This window comes from Paludibacter sp., from assembly GCF_009712605.1.
In the GTDB taxonomy this organism is placed as follows: domain Bacteria; phylum Bacteroidota; class Bacteroidia; order Bacteroidales; family Paludibacteraceae; genus Microbacter.
On record NZ_WASO01000008.1, the window covers coordinates 127,101 to 151,171 of the forward strand.

Annotated in this window: 30 protein-coding genes; 15 read left to right on the forward strand and 15 right to left on the reverse strand. The window is 43.5% G+C overall.

Features of this window, described 5'->3' with window-relative positions; all coding sequences use genetic code 11:
• The first annotated feature begins 6 nt into the window (after positions 1 to 6).
• The 4 genes from F8N35_RS06850 (at position 7) to F8N35_RS06865 (ending at position 4,278) form a co-directional block, all read left to right on the forward strand.
• Positions 7 to 264 carry a hypothetical protein gene (locus F8N35_RS06850; RefSeq protein ID WP_293050673.1) on the forward strand — a complete coding sequence of 86 codons (258 nt, stop codon included), beginning with the start codon at positions 7 to 9 and terminating at the stop codon, positions 262 to 264.
• Positions 265 to 307: 43 nt separating this feature from the next.
• On the forward strand, positions 308 to 2,824 hold the full coding sequence (locus F8N35_RS06855) for a TonB-dependent receptor (protein ID WP_293050674.1): 2,517 nt from the start codon (positions 308 to 310) through the stop codon (positions 2,822 to 2,824).
• Positions 2,825 to 3,267: 443 nt separating this feature from the next.
• Complete coding sequence (locus tag F8N35_RS06860) at positions 3,268 to 3,657, forward strand: DUF559 domain-containing protein (protein WP_293050675.1); 390 nt, start codon at positions 3,268 to 3,270, stop codon at positions 3,655 to 3,657.
• A 267-nt stretch (positions 3,658 to 3,924) separates the two neighbouring features.
• Positions 3,925 to 4,278, forward strand: a complete 354-nt coding sequence (locus F8N35_RS06865) for a DHCW motif cupin fold protein (protein WP_293050676.1) — start codon at positions 3,925 to 3,927, stop codon at positions 4,276 to 4,278.
• Between the two features lie 149 nt (positions 4,279 to 4,427).
• Here F8N35_RS06865 and F8N35_RS06870 read toward each other — a convergent pair whose 3' ends face one another.
• The gene (locus tag F8N35_RS06870; RefSeq protein WP_293050677.1) at positions 4,428 to 4,889 is read right to left on the reverse strand and encodes a DUF4395 domain-containing protein; all 462 of its coding nucleotides are present in this window, start codon (positions 4,887 to 4,889) and stop codon (positions 4,428 to 4,430) included.
• A gap of 170 nt (positions 4,890 to 5,059) precedes the next feature.
• On the opposite strand from F8N35_RS06870, the gene F8N35_RS06875 reads away from it, so the two are divergent.
• Both F8N35_RS06875 and coaA read left to right on the forward strand, forming a co-directional pair.
• Positions 5,060 to 5,320: a hypothetical protein gene (locus F8N35_RS06875; RefSeq protein WP_293050678.1), complete on the forward strand. Its 261-nt coding sequence runs from the start codon at positions 5,060 to 5,062 to the stop codon at positions 5,318 to 5,320.
• Positions 5,321 to 5,369: 49 nt separating this feature from the next.
• A complete protein-coding gene (gene coaA / locus F8N35_RS06880) occupies positions 5,370 to 6,314 on the forward strand; it encodes a type I pantothenate kinase (protein ID WP_293050679.1) in 945 nt (314 codons plus the stop codon).
• A 50-nt stretch (positions 6,315 to 6,364) separates the two neighbouring features.
• Here the strand turns inward: coaA and F8N35_RS06885 are convergent, their stop codons facing one another.
• The 12 genes from F8N35_RS06885 to F8N35_RS06940 form a co-directional block, all read right to left on the reverse strand.
• The gene (locus tag F8N35_RS06885) at positions 6,365 to 7,069 is read right to left on the reverse strand and encodes a TonB-dependent receptor plug domain-containing protein (RefSeq protein WP_293050680.1); all 705 of its coding nucleotides are present in this window, start codon (positions 7,067 to 7,069) and stop codon (positions 6,365 to 6,367) included.
• A 233-nt stretch (positions 7,070 to 7,302) separates the two neighbouring features.
• Complete coding sequence (locus F8N35_RS06890) at positions 7,303 to 7,803, reverse strand: GNAT family N-acetyltransferase (RefSeq protein ID WP_293050681.1); 501 nt, start codon at positions 7,801 to 7,803, stop codon at positions 7,303 to 7,305.
• A 13-nt stretch (positions 7,804 to 7,816) separates the two neighbouring features.
• Positions 7,817 to 8,842: an ACR3 family arsenite efflux transporter gene (gene arsB / locus F8N35_RS06895; protein WP_293050682.1), complete on the reverse strand. Its 1,026-nt coding sequence runs from the start codon at positions 8,840 to 8,842 to the stop codon at positions 7,817 to 7,819.
• A gap of 7 nt (positions 8,843 to 8,849) precedes the next feature.
• Positions 8,850 to 9,287, reverse strand: a complete 438-nt coding sequence (gene arsN2 / locus F8N35_RS06900; RefSeq protein WP_293050683.1) for an arsenic resistance N-acetyltransferase ArsN2 — start codon at positions 9,285 to 9,287, stop codon at positions 8,850 to 8,852.
• Positions 9,288 to 9,499: 212 nt separating this feature from the next.
• Positions 9,500 to 9,799, reverse strand: coding sequence for a mercury methylation ferredoxin HgcB (gene hgcB, locus F8N35_RS06905; protein ID WP_293050684.1), 300 nt, complete (start codon positions 9,797 to 9,799; stop codon positions 9,500 to 9,502).
• Position 9,800: 1 nt separating this feature from the next.
• Positions 9,801 to 10,832, reverse strand: a complete 1,032-nt coding sequence (gene hgcA / locus F8N35_RS06910) for a mercury methylation corrinoid protein HgcA (RefSeq protein ID WP_293050685.1) — start codon at positions 10,830 to 10,832, stop codon at positions 9,801 to 9,803.
• On the reverse strand, positions 10,829 to 11,251 hold the full coding sequence (locus tag F8N35_RS06915; protein WP_293050686.1) for an arsenate reductase ArsC: 423 nt from the start codon (positions 11,249 to 11,251) through the stop codon (positions 10,829 to 10,831). Before F8N35_RS06915 ends, hgcA begins: the two co-directional genes overlap by 4 nt.
• 33 nt (positions 11,252 to 11,284) lie before the next feature.
• Positions 11,285 to 12,304 (reverse strand): permease, encoded by a 1,020-nt coding sequence (locus tag F8N35_RS06920; protein WP_293050687.1) that lies wholly within the window; start codon positions 12,302 to 12,304, stop codon positions 11,285 to 11,287.
• A 15-nt stretch (positions 12,305 to 12,319) separates the two neighbouring features.
• Complete coding sequence (locus F8N35_RS06925; protein ID WP_293050688.1) at positions 12,320 to 13,024, reverse strand: aromatic aminobenezylarsenical efflux permease ArsG family transporter; 705 nt, start codon at positions 13,022 to 13,024, stop codon at positions 12,320 to 12,322.
• A gap of 6 nt (positions 13,025 to 13,030) precedes the next feature.
• Positions 13,031 to 13,459: a nitrophenyl compound nitroreductase subunit ArsF family protein gene (locus F8N35_RS06930; RefSeq protein WP_293050689.1), complete on the reverse strand. Its 429-nt coding sequence runs from the start codon at positions 13,457 to 13,459 to the stop codon at positions 13,031 to 13,033.
• Positions 13,456 to 13,704, reverse strand: coding sequence for a thioredoxin family protein (locus tag F8N35_RS06935; protein WP_293050690.1), 249 nt, complete (start codon positions 13,702 to 13,704; stop codon positions 13,456 to 13,458). The genes F8N35_RS06930 and F8N35_RS06935 overlap by 4 nt, the downstream gene beginning before the upstream one ends.
• 18 nt (positions 13,705 to 13,722) lie before the next feature.
• Positions 13,723 to 14,055 (reverse strand): winged helix-turn-helix domain-containing protein, encoded by a 333-nt coding sequence (locus F8N35_RS06940; protein ID WP_293050691.1) that lies wholly within the window; start codon positions 14,053 to 14,055, stop codon positions 13,723 to 13,725.
• 222 nt (positions 14,056 to 14,277) lie between these two features.
• On the opposite strand from F8N35_RS06940, the gene F8N35_RS06945 reads away from it, so the two are divergent.
• From F8N35_RS06945 to F8N35_RS06975, 8 genes are all read left to right on the forward strand, one after another.
• Complete coding sequence (locus tag F8N35_RS06945) at positions 14,278 to 14,904, forward strand: MgtC/SapB family protein (RefSeq protein ID WP_293050692.1); 627 nt, start codon at positions 14,278 to 14,280, stop codon at positions 14,902 to 14,904.
• A gap of 17 nt (positions 14,905 to 14,921) precedes the next feature.
• Positions 14,922 to 16,007: a winged helix DNA-binding domain-containing protein gene (locus F8N35_RS06950; RefSeq protein WP_293050693.1), complete on the forward strand. Its 1,086-nt coding sequence runs from the start codon at positions 14,922 to 14,924 to the stop codon at positions 16,005 to 16,007.
• Positions 16,004 to 16,264, forward strand: a complete 261-nt coding sequence (locus F8N35_RS06955; protein WP_363928364.1) for a VOC family protein — start codon at positions 16,004 to 16,006, stop codon at positions 16,262 to 16,264. Before F8N35_RS06950 ends, F8N35_RS06955 begins: the two co-directional genes overlap by 4 nt.
• Positions 16,234 to 16,386: a VOC family protein gene (locus F8N35_RS14565; RefSeq protein WP_363928365.1), complete on the forward strand. Its 153-nt coding sequence runs from the start codon at positions 16,234 to 16,236 to the stop codon at positions 16,384 to 16,386. Before F8N35_RS06955 ends, F8N35_RS14565 begins: the two co-directional genes overlap by 31 nt.
• A 37-nt stretch (positions 16,387 to 16,423) precedes the next feature.
• Positions 16,424 to 18,868 (forward strand): mechanosensitive ion channel domain-containing protein, encoded by a 2,445-nt coding sequence (locus F8N35_RS06960; protein WP_293050694.1) that lies wholly within the window; start codon positions 16,424 to 16,426, stop codon positions 18,866 to 18,868.
• 54 nt (positions 18,869 to 18,922) lie between these two features.
• On the forward strand, positions 18,923 to 19,495 hold the full coding sequence (locus F8N35_RS06965) for a pentapeptide repeat-containing protein (RefSeq protein WP_293050695.1): 573 nt from the start codon (positions 18,923 to 18,925) through the stop codon (positions 19,493 to 19,495).
• 11 nt (positions 19,496 to 19,506) lie between these two features.
• Positions 19,507 to 19,968 (forward strand): GNAT family N-acetyltransferase, encoded by a 462-nt coding sequence (locus F8N35_RS06970; RefSeq protein ID WP_293050696.1) that lies wholly within the window; start codon positions 19,507 to 19,509, stop codon positions 19,966 to 19,968.
• A gap of 81 nt (positions 19,969 to 20,049) precedes the next feature.
• Positions 20,050 to 20,928: an energy transducer TonB gene (locus F8N35_RS06975; RefSeq protein ID WP_293050697.1), complete on the forward strand. Its 879-nt coding sequence runs from the start codon at positions 20,050 to 20,052 to the stop codon at positions 20,926 to 20,928.
• On the opposite strand, the gene F8N35_RS06980 is transcribed toward F8N35_RS06975, so the two are convergent.
• Both F8N35_RS06980 and F8N35_RS06985 read right to left on the reverse strand, forming a co-directional pair.
• Complete coding sequence (locus F8N35_RS06980; protein ID WP_293050698.1) at positions 20,915 to 21,580, reverse strand: TatD family hydrolase; 666 nt, start codon at positions 21,578 to 21,580, stop codon at positions 20,915 to 20,917. The genes F8N35_RS06975 and F8N35_RS06980 overlap by 14 nt on opposite strands.
• Positions 21,581 to 21,616: 36 nt before the next feature.
• Positions 21,617 to 23,029: an AAA family ATPase gene (locus F8N35_RS06985; protein ID WP_293050699.1), complete on the reverse strand. Its 1,413-nt coding sequence runs from the start codon at positions 23,027 to 23,029 to the stop codon at positions 21,617 to 21,619.
• Positions 23,030 to 23,392: 363 nt separating this feature from the next.
• Between F8N35_RS06985 and F8N35_RS06990 the strand changes: the two genes are divergently transcribed.
• Complete coding sequence (locus F8N35_RS06990) at positions 23,393 to 24,067, forward strand: ABC transporter ATP-binding protein (RefSeq protein ID WP_293050700.1); 675 nt, start codon at positions 23,393 to 23,395, stop codon at positions 24,065 to 24,067.
• Positions 24,068 to 24,071: the final 4 nt, after the last annotated feature.

The following is a 24,071-nucleotide window of genomic DNA, read 5'->3' on the forward strand; positions in this document are numbered from 1 at the left end:
AAACTTATGAAACTTACGAAAATCATAAACAAACGCAGCAATATCACATTGATGATCATCCTCCTGCTTTTAATCAGCATTCCGTTTGCCGCATACGCTTATTTTCGTCATCTGGTAAACGAAGCTGAAAAGAATCCTTTGAACAAAGGCTTACGGGAGATTCGTTTACAAACCAATGACAAAGACAGCATCAGCATCAGTCTGGAAGGCAACGATGTAAAAGGAGTATCTGTCAAGACAAAAGTTGTAAAACACTCGAAATAAACGCGATAAATTTATTTACAAACTAATTCAGGAACACAAAACAATGAAAAAATTCCTCTTTGCAGTTTTATTTTTTATTCCGCTCTTGATGAGCGCTCAAACTGCAGCTACTAGGTATCAGGTAAAAGGACAGGCAATTGACTCGGTAACTTCAGAAACAATGCCGTACGTGACATGCTCCGTCGTTTTGGCAAACAAGCCGCAACAGGTCGTTGCCCGTTTTGCCAGCGATATTGACGGAAAATTTACCGGAGAATTGAAAAATCCGGGCAAGTATATTGTCATAGTATCTTTTGTAGGAAAACAACCTGCAAAGCGCACCTTTAGCGTTGGCCCCAATAACCGTATGATCCAACTAGGCAAAATAGGTCTCGCAGATAACCAACAATCACTCAAAGAAGTAAGCATTGTGGCTACACGTCCGTTGATTAAGGCCGAAGCCGATAAGATTACTTACGACACAGAACAAGATCCCGAAACCAAGACATCAACAGTGCTCGACGTACTGCGCAAAGTGCCTATGGTAACAGTTGACGGACAGGACAACATTCAGTTGAAAGGAGCTTCCAACTTCAAGTTCTTCCTCAACGGAAAACCTACCAACATGTTCAATAACAATCCGAGCATGATATTGAAGAGCATGCCGGCCAATATGGTAAAAAACATTGAGGTAATTACACAACCGGGCGCAAAATACGATGCTGAAGGTGTAGGTGGTATTATCAATATTGTAACTGTTCAGAAAACCGCCGCCAAAGGATATTCGGCCACCATCAACACGCAGGTTTCATCCCGCGGTTCGTATGGAGGAGGACTGAACCTGATGGTACAAAGCGGCAAATTCAGTTTCTCTGGAAACTATAACTACAACTATAGCAAACAGTTCCCGCTGACCACCACTTCCGACAGACAGACTTATTTTGCCAATGCCCCCTACCCTAATGCGGCGCAGGTAGCAACAGTTAAAACGACAGCTCCAATGCAGTTCGGTAGCGGCCAGTTGAGCTTCGAGATGGATACTCTCAACCTGTTTACATTATCGTACAACCGTCGTTATGGTCTACCAAAGAGCGAAACAACTGCGTTTACCGATAATTATGACAAAAATATGAATCCGTTGTTTTCCTACCAACAGGAAAGCACTCAGAAACAGACCTGGGGTTCTACCGACATTGGCCTTGACTACCAACATTCGTTCAAGAGAAAGGGTGAATTGTTTACCTTGTCATACAAGTTGAGTAACACTCCGAATAATAGTAATTATGACGCAACAAATGTTATCAACTCCTCATATCATAGTTTGCCTCAACCTGGTTTGTTCCAGTCAAGCACCAGCAAAAATGATGCAAAATCGAACGAACACACATTTCAGGCCGATTACACCACACCTCTGGCAAAAGGACACACACTGGAATTGGGAACTAAATATATTATTCGTTTGAACGACAGTAAAAGTGATGAGACATATAATTATTTCAATGTTTTACAGCCGTATCCTTACACACCATATATTTCGGCCGACAGTATCACTAATTTCACAAACAATCAGGACATTCTGGGGGTATATGCAAGCTATGCCGGCAACGTAGGTAAATGGGGATTCAAGAGCGGTGTGCGCTATGAATACACCTGGCTGAAGGCTGAATTCGATAAAGCTGACAGAAATTTCACAACCGATTACGGAGTGGTAGTTCCTTCAGCTATTGTGACCTACAAATTATCGGATATGCAAAGCCTTAAATTCGGATATAATATGCGTATTCAACGCCCGAGCATCGGCTACCTGAATCCTTATGTAGACCGTAAAGACCCGAACTACATCAGCTATGGTAACCCGAACCTCGATCCGGAAAAAAGTCACAATATCACTTTGGGTTATAGCAATTTTGCTCCCAAATACAACCTTAGCGCCGAGCTGACTTATACTTTTGTGAACAATGCCATCGAGCAATATTCATTCATCCCGCAGGGAAGTTCTGTACAAGAAATGACCTATGCCAACATCGGGCACAACAAACAAGTGAACATGAACCTGTTCGGCAACTATCGCGGCATCAAATGGCTCACCTTGTTTATGAACGGAAATGTCAGCTACATTAACATGAAGAGTGGAGCCTTTAACATGGCAAACGATGGCTTTACCGGCCGTTTGTACGCAGGCGGAACAGTTATCCTGCCCAAAGATCTACGTATGAGCGTGGGCGGCGGCGGAATGCTTCCACAAATCAACCTGCAGGGAAGTCAGTCGGCATTCTACTATAGCTTCTTCTCTCTTTCGAAAGACCTGATGCAGAAACGTCTGAATGTTTCGATGAGCACTGTGTGGTTGCCTAAAACACATATCACAATGGATACTCACGGCACCAACAGTCAGACAGGTACACCGACATTCGATCAGCACACCGATATCCATATCGGACAACCGCTTGAATTCCGCTTTAACGTATCATACCGCATCGGTAGCATGAATGCGCAGGTAAAGAAAGCGAAGTCTACGATCTCTAATGATGATCAGAAAGCAAAAGAGAATAGCAGTGCCGGGCAGAACCCGATGCAATAATTCACTTTGTTCTTTTATTTTGAGCGCCGGTTCCGTGAGGAGTCGGCGTTTTTTATAACTTCTTGCCGTTTTTAACCAAATAAACATTTTGTGCAAATATATTTTTCTAAATTTGGCGCGTGATAGTTGAATACTGGTTATCAGCCCCAAAGACAACCAGAATAGAGGTTTAACTCTTAGAAACATGATACTCTTTGATGACATAAGAATGCAGAAATTGCGGATATCGGTTCAAGCTCAACGAAGTGAAGTAAGATTCTACCCCTAATTAGCTCCGCTGATCTTCGATTCCCCTTAAAGGGACTTTGAGGTAGTGCAAACAAAAAAAATTTGCGACCATTTTTCAAAACGATCAAAATGTGTCAAATTGATAAAACCAGAATAATTGACAATAGCAGATTAAAGCCCCTTAAGGGGTTTGGGGTAAATAAAATAGATCATCTATGCTTAAAAAGGACACTGTTGAACATACCATGTATTATAATGCTCAGCCAACTATTTTTGCACGGGCAAAAGAGTTGCGTGAGAACATGACGCCAGCAGAAGCAGTGCTCTGGGAAAGGCTAAAATGCAATCAACTTGGAGTTCGGTTCAAAGCTCAGCATCCAATCGATATTTTTATCGCTGATTTTTATTGTCATCGAGCAAAGCTCATTGTGGAAGTGGATGGGAAGATTCATGCAGCACAATTGGATTATGATGACGGACGTACAGCCGAGCTCGAACGCTTAGGTCTGATCGTGATTCGATTTACCAATAAAGAAGTGCTTACGGACGTAGGCAGAGTAATACAACAAATTAAAGAGAGATTGAACAACCTAAATATCAAATAAATAAGTATAACCCATGATGTAGTAAGCATAGTGACCTCCCATTTTTACCCCTATATCCCCTAAAGGGGACTTTGGGCCGGTGCAAACGACAAGATTTGCGACCATTTTTCAAAACGAAATAAACCAGAACAATTGACAGCACTCAGATTAAAGCCCCTTGAGGCAAAGGAAAGTAAGCTTCCTGATTTATGCCCGAACAAAACTGCCTATTTTGGCATGAAAGTCGTGACAAACTAAGCAACAAAATTAACACCAATAAAAAGTATCATGACTAAGGATTGTAATATCCCGTTTCAGGTAATCGGTTGGGACGAAGTTCCAAAAACCGAGCATAAAGGAGAGCATGGAACTGCATTCTGGCAAACCTTGCAGTTTCCGGGATTAAGAATTCGAATTGTGGAATATTCGAAAGGATATTTAGCTGATCATTGGTGCCGGAAGGGGCACATTGTTCATTGTCTGGAAGGTGAATTTGTAAGCGAGTTGGAAAATGGCGAACGCTTCACCCTGACGCAGGGCATGACTTATGTGGTTTCCGACGAATTGAGTTCGCACCGGTCAAGCACAGAGCAGGGCGTGAAACTAATGATCATCGATGGTGATTTTTTGCAGTTGAAGTAAGTCGGAGAAAATAAGAAACCGTTATTTGGAACAAACTCCTGACAAATTCGAGCAGATATGATTCATCCTGTTTTTGTGTGCCAAATTAGCGTCAAAAACAGGATGAATAACAAAAGCTCCTAATCTTCATTAACAAAACAGTAACCTCTTTATTGAATTGCTTTAGATATATTGAAATGAGTCAGTTTATAAGTGTAGGGATATATTTTGCAAGCCAGACAAAAACCGATTGCCGCCTCTAAAAAGGCACAAACTCCGAACACAGCACTAAACACGAATGCCAGTTGATTAAATCCCAGAAGCGCAGACACAAGGATCGACAAGCTGAAGGCGGCTCCTATCTTAGCCGCAAAAAATTTAGGGCCTGCATTGATTACTTTTGGTTTGAGCGACAAAACTGACACTACCTTTTTCGACACGAAAGCCAAAGGACTATAAGCCGCAAGGTCAAACCCACGCAACAAAAAGTCAGCCAGCAGAAAAAGTGCTATCAGAGGATTAATGCTCAGTTGAAACACGACTAAGAGTAGTACGGTAAGAGCGGCATTACTGCGAGCTACGTTTTCATCCACTTTTTTATTATTGATGGGGCATATTGCTTTGGTTTGCATATCAGTTATTTTGTTGAGTTATTACTGACACAAAAATACGACCCTGCACATCCGGTATCAATCCCACACATTGAGTATTTATATACCACAAACGTGGTATGCCTAACTCATCACGCAGCATCTCCAATTCAATTGCAAAATCGTATCTTTGCCCCTAAATCAATTCACCGATGGAAACCAACCCAACATATTACGGCTTACCGCCCCGCGTTCAGCTGGAAGCGCTTGGAGACAATCGTCTGGGCATTCGGAAAGTGATTAAAAGCCGGATTATCCGCAAAGACGCAGAGAAGATAGTAGAAATGGCCCGACAACTGAAAAGCGTAAATCCTGAACTGGAAATTACGTTTATTTGCACCCGCAACATCTGCTCTAAATCGTTGGCATTGTTACACGAAGAGCATATAAATATCTCATATATGGAGGTATAGAAGAAAAAATTGTCTGCATAATTCATATTTAAAATTCAACAACTAGCACATGACCAGATCTTCCGAAAATCTCTATATGCACTTCGACAGGGAGCGATGGGCTTCGCTTCGCAATATGCAGCCAATGTCTCTCACGGCAGAAGAGGTACAAAAACTGCGAGGCATTAACGATGAATTGTCTATTGATGAGGTGAGGGATATCTATATGCCGCTTGCACGTCTTCTCAATTATTATCTCAATGCACGCCTCAACAGGCAATCGGCATTGATGCAGTTTTTGAATCAGCAAGAACAACATATCCCTTTTATTATCAGCATCAGCGGCAGTGTATCGGTAGGAAAAACGACGAGTTCGCGCGTATTGCAGGCTTTATTGAGCCATTGGAAAGAAAATCTGAAAGTAGTGTTGGTAACGACCGACGGCTTTTTGTATCCCAATGCCGTATTGGAAGAAAAGGGTTTGATGATGAAGAAAGGCTTTCCGCAATCGTATGACACGCACCGGCTGCTACAGTTTGTTATGGATGTCAAGTCGGGCAAATCACATTTACAAGCACCCAAGTACTCACATAAGATATATGACGTGGTGCCCCATGAATTTCAGGAAGTTGACCGACCCGACATTTTAATTCTCGAAGGTCTGAATGTACTGCAAAGCAATCTCGATGCTCCGCACCCGGATCAATCGCATGCGTTTGTATCAGACTTTGCGGATTTTTCTATCTATGTGGATGCAGATGAAACGTTGCTGGAAGAATGGTTTATATCCCGCTTTCTGAAGCTGCGCGAAACGGCATTTACTGACCCCGATTCTTTCTTTGTCAACTATTCAAAGTTATCGGTAGATGACGCCATAAAAGTTGCCCGCACGGCATGGACGGAAATCAATCTGGTAAATCTACGGAAACATATTCTCCCTACGCGCAACCGCGCCAACCTGATCCTGCATAAAAGCGCCGACCATCTTGTTGATTACGTCCAGCTTCGAAAATAAGAAATCAAAAATTGAATGGCATACAAAGCTCCCTGAGAGTCGGAAAATGATTACTCTTTAGTCAATGTTATCAGTATAACACCATGAGCCGATCTTGACCCGTAGATAGACGCGTCAGCTCCGGTAAGAACACTGATAGATTTCACCATACGTGGAAGGACACTGGATAGCGAGGATTCTACACCATCGACCAATACCAACGCATCGTACGGACCTGTATTAGAGTCATAAGCACCTTTTAATATTATTTTGTCGCCTACTACCTGCACGTTCGAAAGTTCAGCCCGTATCAAATCATATATATTCTGATAAGCTTCGTATTTATTCTTTTTTCTGTCAACATTAGCAATATTAGAGGGCAAATCTTTTTTTTGAACCGTTCCGTAACCAACATTTACTTCTTCGTTTTCCGTATTTGTTTTTTGAACCACATTCTTTTGAGATACTGCATCTTCAAATTTAAAATTAATTACCACCCGCCCCTTAATCTCTTCGTTGATAAGTAAACCGTTAAATATAGAAAAGACAGAAAGTACTGTTGCTTCGGGTTTTACCTTCACCTTATAGTTTCCTTTTTCATCTGTAACAACATTAGTGCTTTTGCTATCGACTAACACAGTGGCTCCCGATACAGGTTTACTATTAGCATCAAGAACTTGTCCTGTTATAAAATATTTTTTTCCAGAGTTCTGAGCAAACGAACCGAAGGGTAATGACAAAATAAAAATCAGCAAAAGAATTTTGTTTGTTTTCATGGCATGTTTTTGTTTTAATTAGATCGACGGAAGAGTACGACTTTCCTCTCTTCTTCATTATTCAGAGTTCTCTGAATTGATGTTTTATTTTCTACGCCAAAGGTAAAAATAATATTTTTAGATATTAACAATTATATCATTTTTAAAAACTTATCTAAGATTGAACTACATTTTTCCCGATGGGACAATAAATTACAAAGGCGATAACCAAGAGGAAATCGCCTTTTCTATCTTTAATCGACACCAGCCACCAGACTGCGCCTTTCCAGCATCGCCACATCGCGCCATACGGAGTGCATTTTGCCGATACGCTCTTTGATACCGATGGTCCGGAACCCATGCTTTTGGTGCAACCGCATACTGGCTGCATTTTCGGGAAACACTCCCGCTTGCAGTGTCCAGACGCCCTGCGCTTCCGACTCTTCGATAAGGGCTTTCATTAAAACATCGCCAACGCCCTGTCCGCGAAATGCCGAATCGACATAGATGCTTACCTCGGCAACTCCTGCATAAACAGGTCTTGAGGAAACGGCAGACAGAGCTGCCCATCCGGTCACTTTACCTTCGCTCAAAGCAACTAATCTGCAATCTTTACGGTGAGCGTTATCCCAGGCTTCCCACGACGGAGCTTCGGTTTGAAAGGTTGCATTGCCCGTGGCAATACCGGCTTCGTAGATGCGCGCCGCATCGGGCCAGTGTACAGCTGTAAGAGTTTGAATTGTAATCTGCTTCATTATGATATGGGAATTAAAATCTTTTCCGGAACCAAAAGGCAACATTCACCAGCGCAATCATTACCGGCACTTCGATGAGTGGGCCAATAACAGCGGCAAAAGCTACTCCGGAGTTAATGCCAAAGATGGTAACGGCAACGGCAATAGCCAATTCAAAATCGTTACTTCCTGCCGTAAAAGCCATTGTTGTCGATTTTTCGTATCCTTCGCCCATCCATTTGGCAACAAAAAAGGTAACAAAAAACATGAACGCAAAATAGATAGTATAAGGTATTGCCACCTTTATTACATCCATAGGTAATTCAATGATTTTTTCACCTTTTAACGAGAACATTACAAATATGGTAAATAATAAGGCTATTGGGGTCAACCACGATACTTTGGGGACAAACTTAGAGAAATACCATTCGCTTCCTTTCCATTTACGCAATAGTATATTCGATATTAACCCTGCTACAAAAGGTATTCCGAGATAAATTAACACAGTAATTGCTATTTCTGAAATCGAAACTTCAACAACTACTCCATTTAAACCAAACAGTGGGGGCAAAAGGGTAATAAACACATAGGCATATACCGAATACATAAACACTTGAAAAATGGCATTGAAAGCAACCAGTCCAGCAGCCAGTTCGGTATCGCCTTTGGCAAGGTCGTTCCAAACTAACACCATTGCAATACATCGGGCTAATCCCACCAAAATAACGCCGACCATTAATCCCGGCTGATTATGCAGGAAAAGAATAGCCAAAAAGAACATGACCAACGGACCAACAATCCAGTTTTGTGTTAGCGACAAGCTTAGAAGTTTCAGATTCTTAAAAACCAAAGGTAATTTCTCGTATTTTACTTTGGCCAGTGGGGGGTACATCATAAGAATCAGCCCGATGGCAATAGGAATATTGGTAGTACCTGAACTCAAAGAGTTCCAGAAACCTGAAATTTTAGGGAACCCAAAGCCTGTGACAATCCCGGCAAACATGACCAGGAATATCCATAATGTAAGGTAGCGGTCGAAAAATTTTAGTTTTGTATTCATATTATTATCAAATATCAAGTTTCATTACAATTGCAGATACAGGGCAGAGCGATGCAAACTCGGTGGTAGCTCCAATTGCTTCGGGCACCTCATCGCGTCCGATACGTTGCCAGTTCATTCTGTCAAAATATTTATCGGCGGTAGTCGTTAGCAGGAAAAGATGAGTGATTCCCTTTTGTTTCGATTGGGTAACAGCTTCGCGATATAAACGCTCGCCTATTTGCTGACTACGGAAATTTGCATCAACCGCAAACGAACGCAGCAAAGCGCTATTGCCGAACACTTCAAGTGCAATCGTCCCGATCACTGTCCGATCGTGCAGTGCAACTAGAAAGAGTTGTTTGTTCAGATCGATATCGCTGGCTGGCAATTGACTCACTTCGAGCAAAGCGTTAATCTGTGGCAGATCATCTAACGCTGCCTCTTTGATTTTCAATGTATTCATAATCGTTTTATATTGAGTTATACTATTTGCAAAGACCTCTCCTCCTAGCCTCCTCTCCCAAGGAGAGGAGGAACACGACAGTAACAATATCAAGAAGATCTCATTTCGCTAAGGCAAAGCCTCTCTCTCTGAGAGAGGGGTTGGGGAGAGGTCTGATGTTTATAATTTTACAATCATTCAACTTATATATTTTCCATTCTCGTTTTATTTAATCAACAACAAACTTTGGTTCCGGCAGAACAATCACACGAAGGTTCGGTCCCTCTCAATATTCCGTTCAGAATGCCAGCGGCGCACCCTACCCCGGCCTTGACTGTGATAGCACCGAAACGACAGTTGTTGGAACAGGCTCCGCACTCCATGCAATCATTGATATCCACAATGCACGCTTTGCCATTCACCATCTCAAAAACCGCGTGAGGACATACGATGGTACACATACCACATCCGGTACATAAATCCGGGTTGAGTTTCAGCGTAACCACGTTCTTCAAATATTGTAACGTCTTCATATCATAGCAGTTTTGAAAGAATGAAAAGCAAAAATCCTGACGCGATAGTTCCAATCTGAATGGGAATGGCCCATTTCATCTCTTTTTGTACTCCCGATAGCGAGGTAAAAGTGGATGAACCGGTGAAATTCATCGCCATAAACGAAGAGACGCTCAGGCTAATCAGTCCGATGGCAATAGCTTCAGGCAATGCGGGATGCAGCAACACTATCCACAACAAGGAGGTAAGTACCCCCCCAAAAGTACCTTTCAGGGCAAACGGACGAAAAGGCACCCACGGCAAAAAGAGCGGCGTAAGCACGATGCCTGCAACATATGCACTGAAGATTGTGATCAGCGGAAAGGCCGATTCACTTACCATTTTACCGAACAACAAGCCGGTACGATCGAGTCCTGCAATCACAAAAACAGACGCCAAAATGGCCAGCAGTTTATACTTTTCGTACATAAAATCGACCGGAATCAGTTTAGCCCGCTCTTTCATGGGAAACCTAACACGCCGCATTTCGGGAGTCGCCTTGTATCCGGCATCAATAAACGGTTTGATATCTTTGGCCAATACCGGTCCAAAGGTAACCTTGAAACCGGACAGCTCCTTGACTTTATGAGCCGCCACCCCGCTTGCCGACAGTTGCGGTGCAATGATGCGACGATGCTGCACCACACTCTCCAATGATGCCGCTTTAATACCGCGTACCACTACATCTGTGCCAAAATTTCCTTTTCCGGCGGCGCACCACACATTAACGCCCTTCGTATCGACCACCAAAATCCAGAGATTCCTACCACCAAGTTCTTTGCGTAGCATGTCGAAACTCAGTTTGTAATTGGCAGAGAGCAGCACATCCGACTGGCTGTCGGGATTGCCGACCTTGTAAAGTCCAGGGGTGACCTTGTACTCATTGCGCCCAATGCCAAAGCGGACCTTTAATGCTCCCAGCTTGTCAACAAGTGTCAACTGTTCGGATACGCTGGGAATACGGGCTGTCAACAGTCCGAGGTCTTTCAGATTTACAGAAGCTGCGATACTCATTTTCCTTTGATATTCTCTACGTAAAATTTATAAAAACCCTCTTTGATTTCGTCGCGCACCCGAAGAAATTCGCTCCAAATAAAATCGTCGCTACCGACGGCGTGACTCGGATCGTCGAACCCGATATGCAAACGATGCTTTACCTTGCCGAAAAAAGCCGGACAACTCTCGTTGGCTCCACCGCAAACGGTTATCACGTAATCCCACTCTTCGTTGAGATACTTCTCCACCGAATCGGAGGTGTGATGACTGATATCGATACCGGCTTCGCGCATCACGGCAACCGCTTTTTCGTTGAGTTTGCCGCTTGCCTGCGTTCCTGCCGAGCAAACTGTGATGTTCGGATCAAAAGATTGTAACCAACCGTGAGCCATCTGACTACGGCAACTGTTTCCGGTGCATAAAATAAGAACTTTCATTTTTATAAATCGTTATATTGGTTTGCAAATGTGTTACATAATAAAATTGAACAGAAATCCCACCAGCATAATTCCCGTTGCCACAATAGCAGCGAACGTCAAAATAAGAGGCAATTTCAAAACCTTTTTAAGGATAATCATTTCGGGCAACGAGAGGGCAATGACAGACATCATAAAGGCCAGTGCCGTGCCTAAGGCGGCTCCTTTTTCGATGAGAACGGAAACAATAGGCACGATACCTGCGGCATTCGAATAGAGCGGCACACCGATCAATACCGACAATGGTACAGCATACCACACATCTTTTCCCATCAGCGAGGCCATAAACTCGGCGGGAACATACCCGTGCACTCCGGCACCGACCGCGATACCCAACGCCACATAAAGCCACACCTTACTCACAATCTCTCTTACTGCTGTCAGTCCCATTTCAATTCGCTGCGAAAAAGATATTTTCTCGTCTTCAGTCTCCCCTTTTTCAAAATGAGTGGCATAAACCCACTCTTCCACCCACTTTTCAAGTCGCAGTCGGCCAATAATCCATCCGGCCACAATCGCAATAACCAGACCTGTAGAGATGTAGATCAATACCGTGTTCCATCCGAACATACCATAAAGCAGCACAACAGCCACTTCGTTAATCATCGGCGCGGCAATCAGAAATGAGAAGGTGATACCCAAAGGCACTCCCGATTCCACAAAGCCCAGGAACAAAGGGATAGCCGAACAGGAACAAAAAGGCGTAACGATGCCCAGCATGGCTGCCATCACGTTACCGACAAAGGTATTTTTGCCTTCAAGTGCTTTGCGTGTTCGCTCGGGTGTAAAGAAGCTACGCACAATCCCCACAAAGAAAATGATGAGCACCAGCAATAGCAACACTTTGGGAAATTCGAATACAAAAAAGCGGAGCGCTTCGGTCAACGGAGCTCCGGCCGATAAGCCCGGAAATAATCCAACCAACCCGTCGGCAAAACGTTGAAGATTACTATAGAGGAGATACCAAACCGGCAACGCCAATAATGTCCAGCCAATTTTTCTGTTCCACTTCATACAATTTCTATCTGTTTATTTAAAGACAAACAAAATAAGCATATAATAAATCCCTACCACAATAAACACAACCGAGACAACTCTTCGGAACCATAATTCAAAGATTTTTATCTTGTTATAAACAGAACCCACATTGCCCACAGCAAAAGCAAGCAACCAGGCAAACAAAATAACAGGCAAACCTTTAGCAACGGCAAAAACCAACGGTAAGTATAACCCGGAAGCGCGTGAAATCGTCATGGGAATCAGCATGGCAAAGTAGAGAACTCCGCTATAAGGGCAAAACGCCAAAGCAAATACAATCCCCAAAAGAAGCGAGCTCCAGAGACTTCCGTTTTTGCGTTCTCCTATTTTGTCGGTCAGTTTATGTAAGCCGGGAAACTTAACCGAAATCACCCCAAGCATCACCAGTCCGATCACGATCAACAGAGGACCGAGCACTTTCTCGCCCCACCCCTGAAAAAAGAGCGACACGTTCATTTTGCTGGCTCCGAAGTAGATGATTAGCGCCAGACCGACATAACTGACTGCCCGTCCAAGAGTGTAAATCAGACCATTGTAAAATACCCTTCGGCGATCGGTCAGATCGCGACTGATAAATCCGATGGCCGTGATGTTGGTTGCCAGCGGGCAAGGACTGATGGCGGTCATCAGCCCCAACACAAACGCCGTCAGAAAGCCGTATTGAGAGTTATCCAGTATACCTTGGAAAAAATCCATAATGCATTAACGAATAAGCGGATCAATGATTTTTTTGAGCTCGGCCTTCAGTTTGTCCGGATTGTTTCGGGCATACATAAAACCCTGATCGGTCAGATCGAAGCGCTTGTTGCCACTAATCACCAACAACGCCTGACCTTCGGCTTTACAGCGCGCAGCCATAGCCTTACTTGCTTTATCATCCAAATTGAACGATTTGAAAACAATGACTCCCTGCTTCGATTGTGCAGGATAAAGCGCCACAACGGCCTTCTGCGATTCGGTTTCAACCGCCTGGCAAGTAACACAGCGACGGGTAAAATGGAAGTAATAAACCTCAACTTTAGTCTGTTTTACAGACGAAACCGGAGCTGAAACGCCTTTTTTTGCAGGTTGACTCCCGACAAAAGAGGCTGTCAAAAGCATAATCAATGAGAATAGGAGTGTTCGTTTCATATCAGAAAAATTTTATTGGTTAATATCTGCTTCAGCTCATCGTTGGACGGCACACGTCCCTTTACCACCACTTTCCCATCGACAACCAATGCCGGAGTAGACATTACATTGAATTTCATGATTTCCATGATATCTTCCACTTTGGTGACCTCGGCATCGATGCCGTTTTGAGCCACTACTTCGCGCACTGCTTTTTCAAGCGATTTACATTTGGCGCATCCGGTTCCTAATACTTGAATTTTCATTTGTATGTAATTAAAATGTTAGTCGCAACAAAGATCTTTTTCTTTTAATGAAGCAAAGAATGTGTTGAAATACACCTGCGCTTTTGCCCAGTTCTCCCGATGAATGCAGTATTTCACCTTGGGGACTTCGATGGTTCCGGTAATAAGTCCGGACTCTTTCAACTCTTTCAGATGTTGAGAAACGGTAGCCTTGGCAATCGGCAGTTCATTGTTGATATCGCCAAAATAGCAACTGTCGAGGTTGGCTAAAAAGCTAAGAATGGCAATACGTGCCGGGTGCCCCATCGCTTTGGCAAAGCGGGCAAGTTGCTCATTATCTATCGCATACTCTTGTTTTTCGCAGCAATTCATAGTGTAAATTATTTTCATTGTTCGTTGTTCGCAAAATTACGAACAATATTCAATCTACAAAGTTAAACAATGTTATCATTATGAATTCCACCCAAAAAACCGCAGTCGAATTATCTCTGCACTGAAAAATCTCATTACTAAACCGCTGCTATTTTGAGTCTGTTTAATGAAAAAGTCACAACTATTCGTATTTTTGTACATCACATCTAATTCCCGTAAAATATGCAATTAGACTACGTACCTTATGTGCAGATACTGGCAGCCTTTGCAGCAGGCGCCACACTCGGACTGGAACGGGAGTACCACAACAAACCGGCCGGGTTCCGTACCATGATTTTGATCACCGTGAGTTCCTGCCTGTTTACCATCCTGTCGGTATCCTGGACCGGCGACGACCGGATTGCCTCCAACATAGTGACCGGCATTGGTTTTATCGGCGCCGGTGTGGTGTTCAAAGAAGGGGCTAACGTGAAGGGAATTACTTCTGCAGCCATTATCTGGATGGCGGCAGCTATCGGAATGTGTATCGGGTTGCAGCATTATGTACTGGCGGCTATGGTGGTAGTATTGGTAATGTTGGTATTGTTGGCTCTGTTCAAGTTCGAAACGGCATTCGACAACCTTCATCAAATGAAAAGCTATGAAATCCGATTTGTCGCCGAAGAATACTCCATCGACGAGTTGGAAAGAGAATTTACCGGCATGCACATTAAGTTTCTTCGTACCAAAACCAGTAAACAAATGGGCATTGTGAGCGTGGAATACAACATTGAGATTCATCCGGGCAAGCGCGATCAATTTGAATCGTTTCTGATTCGTAATTCTCACATTTCCAGTTTCGAAGCCTAACAATCACCCTTACTACAATGACTCTTCAGGAGATAACTACCCTGCGTTTACAAAATCAACAGATTATCACCAACCATTCGGGAAACATTGTTTCTCTGGTAGAAAAGATGGGCGCTTTACAGGCTCAGGATTATGCCATGGCAAAATGGGCTTTAGGTGTACGCATGTCATCTGTTTCGGACGAGAGCGTCAATGAAGCGATTGCATCTGCATCAATAATTCGCACTCATGTACTGCGCCCTACCTGGCACTTCGTTCCGGCACGTGATGTTGTTTGGATGACACGACTCTCGGCTGACCGGATTAAAACCTCCATGCGAACCCGCGACCGTCAACTGGAATTAACGGAAGATGTTTTCACCTCATCCAACAACATCTTAGCTACTGCTCTGGCTGATGGAAAATCTATGACCCGGGAAGAGATTGCCCTGCTTCTGCAACAAAAAGGAATCCGGACAAATGAAAACCGTTTGTCGCACCTGTTGATGCGTGCCGAACTGGAACTGATTATCTGTAGCGGAGCTTACCGGCGAGGAAAACCGTCATTCAGATTATTGGAAAAATGCATTTCCAACCCCATAGAACTATCCAGAGAAGAATCTCTGTCCACTCTGGCAAAGCGTTATTTTTCGGCTCACGGGCCGGCAACAATTGCCGACTTCGTATGGTGGTCGGGGCTCTCGCAAAGTGAAGCCAAACAAGGAATAGAAGCAAACAAACACGCATTTGAATCACTAACAATCAACGGGCAAATCTATTGGATGAATCGGGATAGTCAAGCAGATACAACTGCAAATTCCCTTGTTCACTTACTACCCGCCTTCGATGAATATCTGATCAGTTACCGCGACCGTTCGGCAATGATTGCTTCCCATCATAATCCCAAAACGATCTACACCAACGGCGTTTTTCGGCCTGTGGTGGTAGTCAACGGAAAAGTTGCGGGACTGTGGTCTCGAACAATTAAAAAAGAAGTTGTCACGGTAAGCATTGCTATGTTTGATGATTTTTCAGACGATGTCAGGAGTTTGATTAAAAAGAGTGTTAAACCGTACGGCGTCTTTCTTGGAAAAATTGTAGATTTGACGATAAAAGCAATATGAAGATCCACCATATAGCCATCTGGGTGAAAGACCTGGAAAACATGAGGAATTTCTACCTGAAATACTTTGACTGTCAATCGGGAGAACGTTACGAGAACCCAACTAAGGGTTTCTCTTCTTTTTTTATCCGGTTTGATGGCAGAGCATGCCTTGAGCTGATGCCCGCAATGATATTTCGGAGAATACCAGCAGGGATGCTTTCGGATGGACTCATCTGGCGATTCAGATTGGCAGCAAGACTGAAGTTGACCGCATGACACGCAGGTTCGAAGAAGATGGACTGACAATTGAGAGTCGTCCTCGTGTTACCGGCGATGGGTATTACGAGAGTGTAATTCTCGATCCGGAAGGAAATCGAATTGAACTGGTTGGCGAATAAGGACGAACGATATACGTAAAAAAATTAGACATTAAGCATGAAGAAATTGGTTTTGTTAGTTGGTTTATTGGCAAGTATGACTGTCTTTGCACAGACACCTCAGGCGACACCAGCAACCGCTACAACAGACACGAGTAACATTAGCAAAGGTCCTAAACAGGAAACACCGCGCCATCGTCGCAAAATGATGTGGGCCTCCGCTGACACGATTACCTCAGGCGACTACATGATGAGTATCGAACGGGTAAACGATAAGCTCAACGCCATTCGCGACAGTGTAAAATTGAGTCTGGAAGTGATGGGAGCCGGTCGTCAGTTGGACAAAATTGCCAAAGATATTGCAGAAATAAAGGAACGTCTCGGTGGACGGCGAGCACGAGTCAATTTGCGCAACCTGTACCTTTATCAGAGCTTTCTCGACAACCTCGATGAAGACAACCTACTGATAAGAAAGTATCTTACATCTACCTACAACCGCTTTTATCGTTCCAAACTGGGGCTAAAGACGGTGATGAAAGACTCTATTTTCAAACGCCTGGACAAGGATACGATCATGGCAAAACAGTTTGACCAACGCCTCGATCGTATGCAACGCAAATGGGTGCGTACCGACAGCATGACACGTGTCGGCCTAAATCTGCTGAACGAATTGAAGATGAAAGTGTCTGACAATTCGATGAATATTGGCAACATGCTTAATATGATTGACAACCGGCTTGATAAAGCCGACATGCAACTGTTCGGCAAAGAAGCTCCCTGTTTATGGCAATTCAATGTTCCCGACACGGTTAATTCAAAACTGTATAAATCGGCCGCCTCCATCTCGCTCCTTGAGCAAAAAGCTCTTGCCTATTATTTCGACAAAACATCGCTAAGACGGATTGTGATGTTGGTGGTGGCACTATTACTTTTGGGTTGGTGGTGGTTCAAACGACGCCAGTTTAAAAATTTCCGCAATCAGAAAGCTGAATTTGCATTCCTTCACCTGAAATATATCAATACCCATCCTGTTTTATCGCTGTTGATGGTTCTTTTTGCATTGATACCTTTCTTTGATGCTTACGCCCCTACCCTCTATCTGACAGGCGAATACCTTATTTCGTTCATAATCGCATCGATGATTTTCTATTCGCAATGGGATCGCAAAACATGGTACGCATGGATTGTACTGGTTGTTATGTTTGTAGTAGTTTCCGTATCTTACGTATGGGTAGAACCTAAATTGTTGCCACGCTACTGGCTGGCCTTGTTGCAAATCGGTGTCATTGTGTTTGCACAACGATTTTATAACCGTAGCAATGATAAAGTATCGTACCGCCAATGGATTCGCGTGTCGATGTATGTAACGCTTCTATTGGCCGGATTATCCATTTTGACGAATATTTTCGGACGTTTCTCACTTGCCGGAATCATTGGTGTGGCTTCGATTTTTACGCTGATGCAAGCAATCATACTCCCGCTTTTCATCGACACTGTTCTGGAGATAATCGTATTGCAGATTCAATCAGGTCGTTTACGCAAAGGTATAAAAACGCCTTTCGATCCTACGGAGGTTATTAAAAAGCTAAAATTGCCATTAATTGCTTTTGCTATTTTACTATGGGTAATGATGTTGGCTTCCAATCTAAATGTTTACCACGGCATTAGCGAATGGATAAACAACCTGTTGACGTCTCCACGTACGGTAGGAAGCATTTCGTTCAAACTGTCGAGCGTATTGTTATTCTTTATTATTATCTGGTTTGCACATATTTTGCAGCGACTTATCAGCTTCCTGTTTGGTGAAACGGGCAATGAAGCCGAAGATGGATCCATTTCTAAAGGACAGCACTCCCGTTTGCTGATGCTTCGTCTGTTGGTACTTTGTGGTGGTTATCTCCTGGCCGTGGCGGCTTCGGGATTGCCTATCGACAAAATAACTATCGTGCTCGGCGCTCTGGGCGTTGGTATCGGTATGGGCTTACAGAACATCGTCAACAATTTCGTTTCTGGTATCATTCTGATTTTTGATGGTTCACTGCAAATTGGGGATGTGATCGAAGTGAGCGGACAATCAGGGAAGGTAAAAGAAATTGGCCTGAGAGCCAGCACACTTAATACCGCCGACGGTGCCGAAGTAATTATCCCAAACGGCACTATTCTATCACAAAACATTGTAAACTGGACATTTAGCAACGAACAACGCAGAGTAATGATAGAATTTTCTCTCGCGGGAAACGAACTTGATGCAAATGTAATTAGTGCAACCATCAATACCACAATCAGCGAAATAAAGAATGTAATTGTCCAAAAGCAACCAGTCATTCTATTTACACAGGTTCAGGAACACTCCTGCCGCCTGACAGTTCGATTCTGGAGCAATGTAGCCAATACTGATCAGGTAAAAAGCGATGCGCTATTGCATCTCAATGCTGCATTTCTGAAAAAGGATATTAAAATGGTTTACGACAATTTTGTTATTCAGGCAGTCAATGTCCGCTAAAATTTTCATTACGAAGGACTGGTCAAACAACGAACATATTTCATTTATAAACCAATGCACACAACAATTCACGACGATAAAGAATTTACAAATAAAGCATTTACGCAGGATGAACTCCGCAATTGCGAGTTCGATAATTGTACATTTACAAACTGTGATTTTTCAGAAGCTGAATACATGGCCGGCACATATATCGATTGCCGGTTTGTCGGTTGCAATCTGAGCATGGTTAAAATGAACAACTGTCAGCTAAACAGTGTTGATTTTAAGGGTTGCAAGCTGATGGGAACGTCGTTTATCGACTGCAACGATACGCTTTTTAATGTCCGCTTCGACGATTGCATGATGGACTATAGCCTGTTATCCGGAAAGAAGTTAGCCAAAACTCCATTCGTCAAATGTTCGCTCCGCAACGCCGACTTTACCGAATGCGACCTGAGCAAAGCCCGCTTCACGGAATGTAACCTTGAAAATACGGTATTTCTGCACACGAACCTGAAAGAGGCCGATTTTCAGACCGCATTTAATTACACCATTGACCCTGACGCCAATATACTTCGTAAAGCAAAATTTTCGTTGCAGGGTGTTCCCGGTTTATTGGCGAAATACGGAATTATCATCGAATAAACAGCCCGGATATGTTGAAACAGGAACGAACTACCAATGAAAACGCAGCGTTTCGTCGTCTGATTGCCGAACTGGACGAGGACCTGAACAGTCGCTACGGAGAGTTGCAGAAACAATACAATGGGTTTAACCGGGTTGATAAAATCGACACCGTGGTAATTGCCCGGATAGAGAATGAAGCCGTAGGCTGTGGTTGTTTCAAACCGTTTGATAACGAAACGGTAGAAATAAAGCGGGTGTTCGTTCAGAAAAGCTTCAGAGGCAAGGGTATTGCCGATGCCATTCTGAAAGAATTAGAAACATGGGCTGCCGAACTTGGATTTACCTCAGCTATCCTCGAAACGGGCAAAAGTCAGCCGGAAGCCATTCGATTCTATACAAAACAAGGTTATGCTGCCATCCCCAACTTCGGACAGTATGTTGGCAATGATAATAGCATCTGTATGAAGAAAGCATTCGGGATTATGTTTTAATCTACAGATTAAATTTTTCACCGAAACAGCATTTTGTTAATATAAATTTTTATATATTTGTCGGACATAAAATTAAACAATATGTCGACCACAAAACGCATTTTCCTCTCTGTCTGCCTTCTGACCATTGTTCTCGCTATACACTCGCAAACGATAGTATATCTGGATGCGAATGACAAGCCGGTTAAAAAACCGTCCAAAGCCTCTAAATACATGACCATGACCCGGGATTCCGTAAATCCCGACAAAGCTGAAACCCGACTTTATGACATGGGCAACCACCTGCTGAAACTTAATCATTTTGCCTCTTTGATCCTTTCAAAACAAGATGGCATCCAACGGGAATGGTATCTGAACGGCCAATTAAAAAGTGAGTGGATTATGCAGGACGGCAAGTTAAATGGTTATAACAGAACCTGGTTTGAAAATGGACAGATCAAAAGCGATTCCTATTTCAAAGACAATTTGCAGTACGGGTCTGATAAAGAGTGGTATCAAAACGGACAACTGTTGAGATATACTGAATATACCAACAATAAAATTCACGGCAAATTATTGACATATTGGCAAAACGGACATTTAAGAAGAGTTGATATTTATGACATGGGGGAATTAAAGGAAGGACAATGTTTTGATTCGTTGGACAATAAGATTCCTTACATAAAATACCTGGAAATGCCTCAATTTCCGAACGGAGATGTCTCTGCATTTTTAGCTCGCACAGTTCAATATCCTATTATGGCTCAGAAAAACCGCATTCAGGGACGGGTAATTGTACAATTCGTTGTTGATAAAAATGGCACTATTTCGGAGATAAAAGTGGTAAAATCTGTCGACTCATCATTGGATAGAGAGGCTGTCAGGGTTGTGAGCAGAATGCCCAACTGGGTTCCCGGAAAAAGAGAAGGAGAGCCAGTAAACGTAAAATATACCTTACCTATAAATTTCAGATTGCAATAGTTTTATCGTGCGTATGAATATCGATGAATTGACTGTCCATATTTGCGATTAACCGATTGGTTTGGCTGAGCAATAATTCAACCGAAATTCCTTTCACTTCGGCAATTTGAAAGCAAATTTCTTCAATCGGCAACTTGCTTTCATCCGTCTCAGTGCAGAGCCGTTCCAAAGGTGTAATTCTAACGCTTTCTGCATTGAATTTTTCACCATACGAGAGATAGAAACCCAACTCCAGCAACTGACGAGCCAGTTCCGGTTTACCCCGAAAGCCGTGAATAATCCAGGGTACTGATGGCAGCACTTTTTTGCGGATGGTAATCAACTCCTGCCATGCCTTCACGCAATGGATAATCAGAGGCTTTTGAATCTCTTCGGCTAGTTCTATTTGCCTCAAAAAGACCGTCTGCTGCAAAGCAAAATCGGTTTTGCAAACTTTATCCAACCCTGCTTCACCAATCAGCACCACCCGTTTTTTGCCCGCTACTTCACTCTGCATCCGCAACTGTTCTTCCCAATCAGCAGCCACATACCACGGATGCAAACCGACGGAAATCAAGCGATCGCTTTGTTCCGTCAAGGCTTCGGCAGGAAATAAATTCCAAATGGTTATCATCGTTTCTGGTTTCAAAGTTTCAAAACTCTTCGCTTTCATCACTGAGTACTGTTTACGGCATACTGAGTACTGCTTCTATTGTTTGAAAAACTCTTTGGCAAAGCTCACCAAATAGACTTTTTCGGTGGCACGGGTCAATGCTGTGTAGAGCCAGCGGTAATAATCGGTGTTGAGTTGCTCTTCGGGAATGTTTCCCTGATCGATAAAGACCGTTTGCCACTGTCCGCCCTGCGCTTTGTGACAGGTAACCGCATACGCGAACTTCACTTGCAAAGCATTATAAAATTCGTCTTTTTGCATCTCTTTGGCTCGTTCGCGTCGGTTGCCAATATGAGCATAATCTTCGCTCACAGCTTCGTAGAGTTTTTTATTCATCTCGTTCAGACTGGCAGGCGTTTCGGCTTGAAGGGCTTCCACCAGTATACGCGCCTCTATCTCGCAATCATAATCAATAAACCGCAGTAACACATCGGCAAAACGGAAGCCGTACAATTCTTTGTAACGAAGAATGCGCTGCACTTCGGCCACATCGCCGTTGGCAATAAATTCCATTTCGGGGTAATCCTTGCTCCAGAAATAGTTATTCTTCACCACCATCACCAGATCGCCCCCGCTGAGTTCCTCCTCTTTTTGAAACACGCGGGCACGAATGCCGTTGTTGTAGAGATTGGCCCGCTTATTAGAACGGGTAATGACAATGGTCTCCTCCACTCCGGTTTTGTTATATTCCGCCTGTAATGTATCGATTAATTCGTCTCCCGGAAGATTCCGGATATCGGAGAACGATGCAACATCGAATTGAGGATGGAGGTGAGTGCGCTCTTCCAACAGGTTATTCCGTAAAGCAGTGGCATTAAAAAGTATTCCGCTCTCTTCTGCCTGACGCACTACCTGCGTAAGTGTAAAATCCGTTACATTCAACCCGAAACTTTGCAACTTTGAGAGTTCCAGTGCCGGACTCACGGGTTGCATCACCGGAGGCAACTGTGCCGTATCACCCAGCAAAATCATGCTGCAACCATCACTGCCGTAGACATATTGCACTAAATCATCGAGCAGCTGTCCCGAACCGAACATACTTCCCTCGCCGGACAAGTTGGCAATCATCGAAGCCTCATCGACAATGAATAGCGTATGCTTGTGCAGGTTATTATCAAGTGTGAAAATGAAATCGGCTGCCGATTTCTGGCGGTATATTTTTTTGTGGATGGTAAATGCCGGATGACCTGAATAGTGAGACAAAACCTTAGCTGCACGCCCCGTGGGAGCCAGCAGCATCACCTTCTGCTGAAGTTCATCGAAAGTCTTGACAAGAGCGCTCACCACCGACGTTTTTCCCGTACCTGCATATCCTTTCAGCAGAAAAGCTTTTTCCCGTTCTTGCGAAGTAAGAAAAACCGACAGTGATTCGATAAGAGCAGCTTGTTGTGCAGTAGGCTCGAAAGGAAGATGGGAGCGGATTTTATCTATAAGGAAACGATTAAGCATAAACCTGAACTCTTTCTGCGTGCAATATAGCCAGCATCTCTAAAAGAAAATCCGACTAAATATGACGACATAAAAAACAATAAGAAAGCCGATTAAGCGAGTCAAGCGCCAACAACCCCAAGATTTGTTTGGTTAAAGTAAATTAAAAGATAAACCACAGAGTTTGAAGCTATAAAACTTCCTTTATCTTTGCAGTGTATTATTGTAGTAATACAATGGTACGATAAAACACATTAACCTTAATTCGTTGTTGAATTACCGGCCAGAACTACAAATGTACGGTTTTATTCGTAACCTGCATTAAAGGCTCTAATTATTCAGGCGAAAAGTGCTATTTCAATCGAAAGCAAATATTTACACTCAATGATAACACTACGCGACGTAAACAAAACCTACTACACTGAAGCAACATCGCTGCATGTATTGAAAGGCATCGACCTTCACATCGAACAGGGTGACTATGTGTCGATAATGGGTGCTTCGGGTTCCGGCAAATCCACTTTGCTGAACATTTTGGGTATTCTGGACAATTACGACACCGGCGATTACTACCTCAACAACAAACTCATCAAAGACCTGTCGGAGACGCAGGCTGCCGCTTACCGCAACGAAATGATCGGTTTTGTGTTTCAATCGTTCAATCTGATCAACTTTAAAAATGCGATGGAGAATGTTGCGCTGCCACTTTACTACAAAAACATCAGCCGCAAAAAGCGCAATGCCATCGCTCTGGAATACCTCGACCGCATGGGTCTGAAAGATTGGGCATACCACCTTCCTAACGAGATGTCGGGAGGACAAAAACAACGGGTAGCTATTGCACGTGCCATCATATCACAACCCAAAATTTTGCTTGCCGACGAACCAACCGGAGCGCTTGACAGTCAAACCACTGAAGAGGTAATGCAGTTGCTCGGAGAACTCAACCAGACCGGCATTACGACCATCATCGTTACGCACGAAAAGGCTGTAGCCGACGAAACCCGTAAAGTAATCCACATCAAAGACGGGCTGATACAGAATATCCAACACAACTAACCTT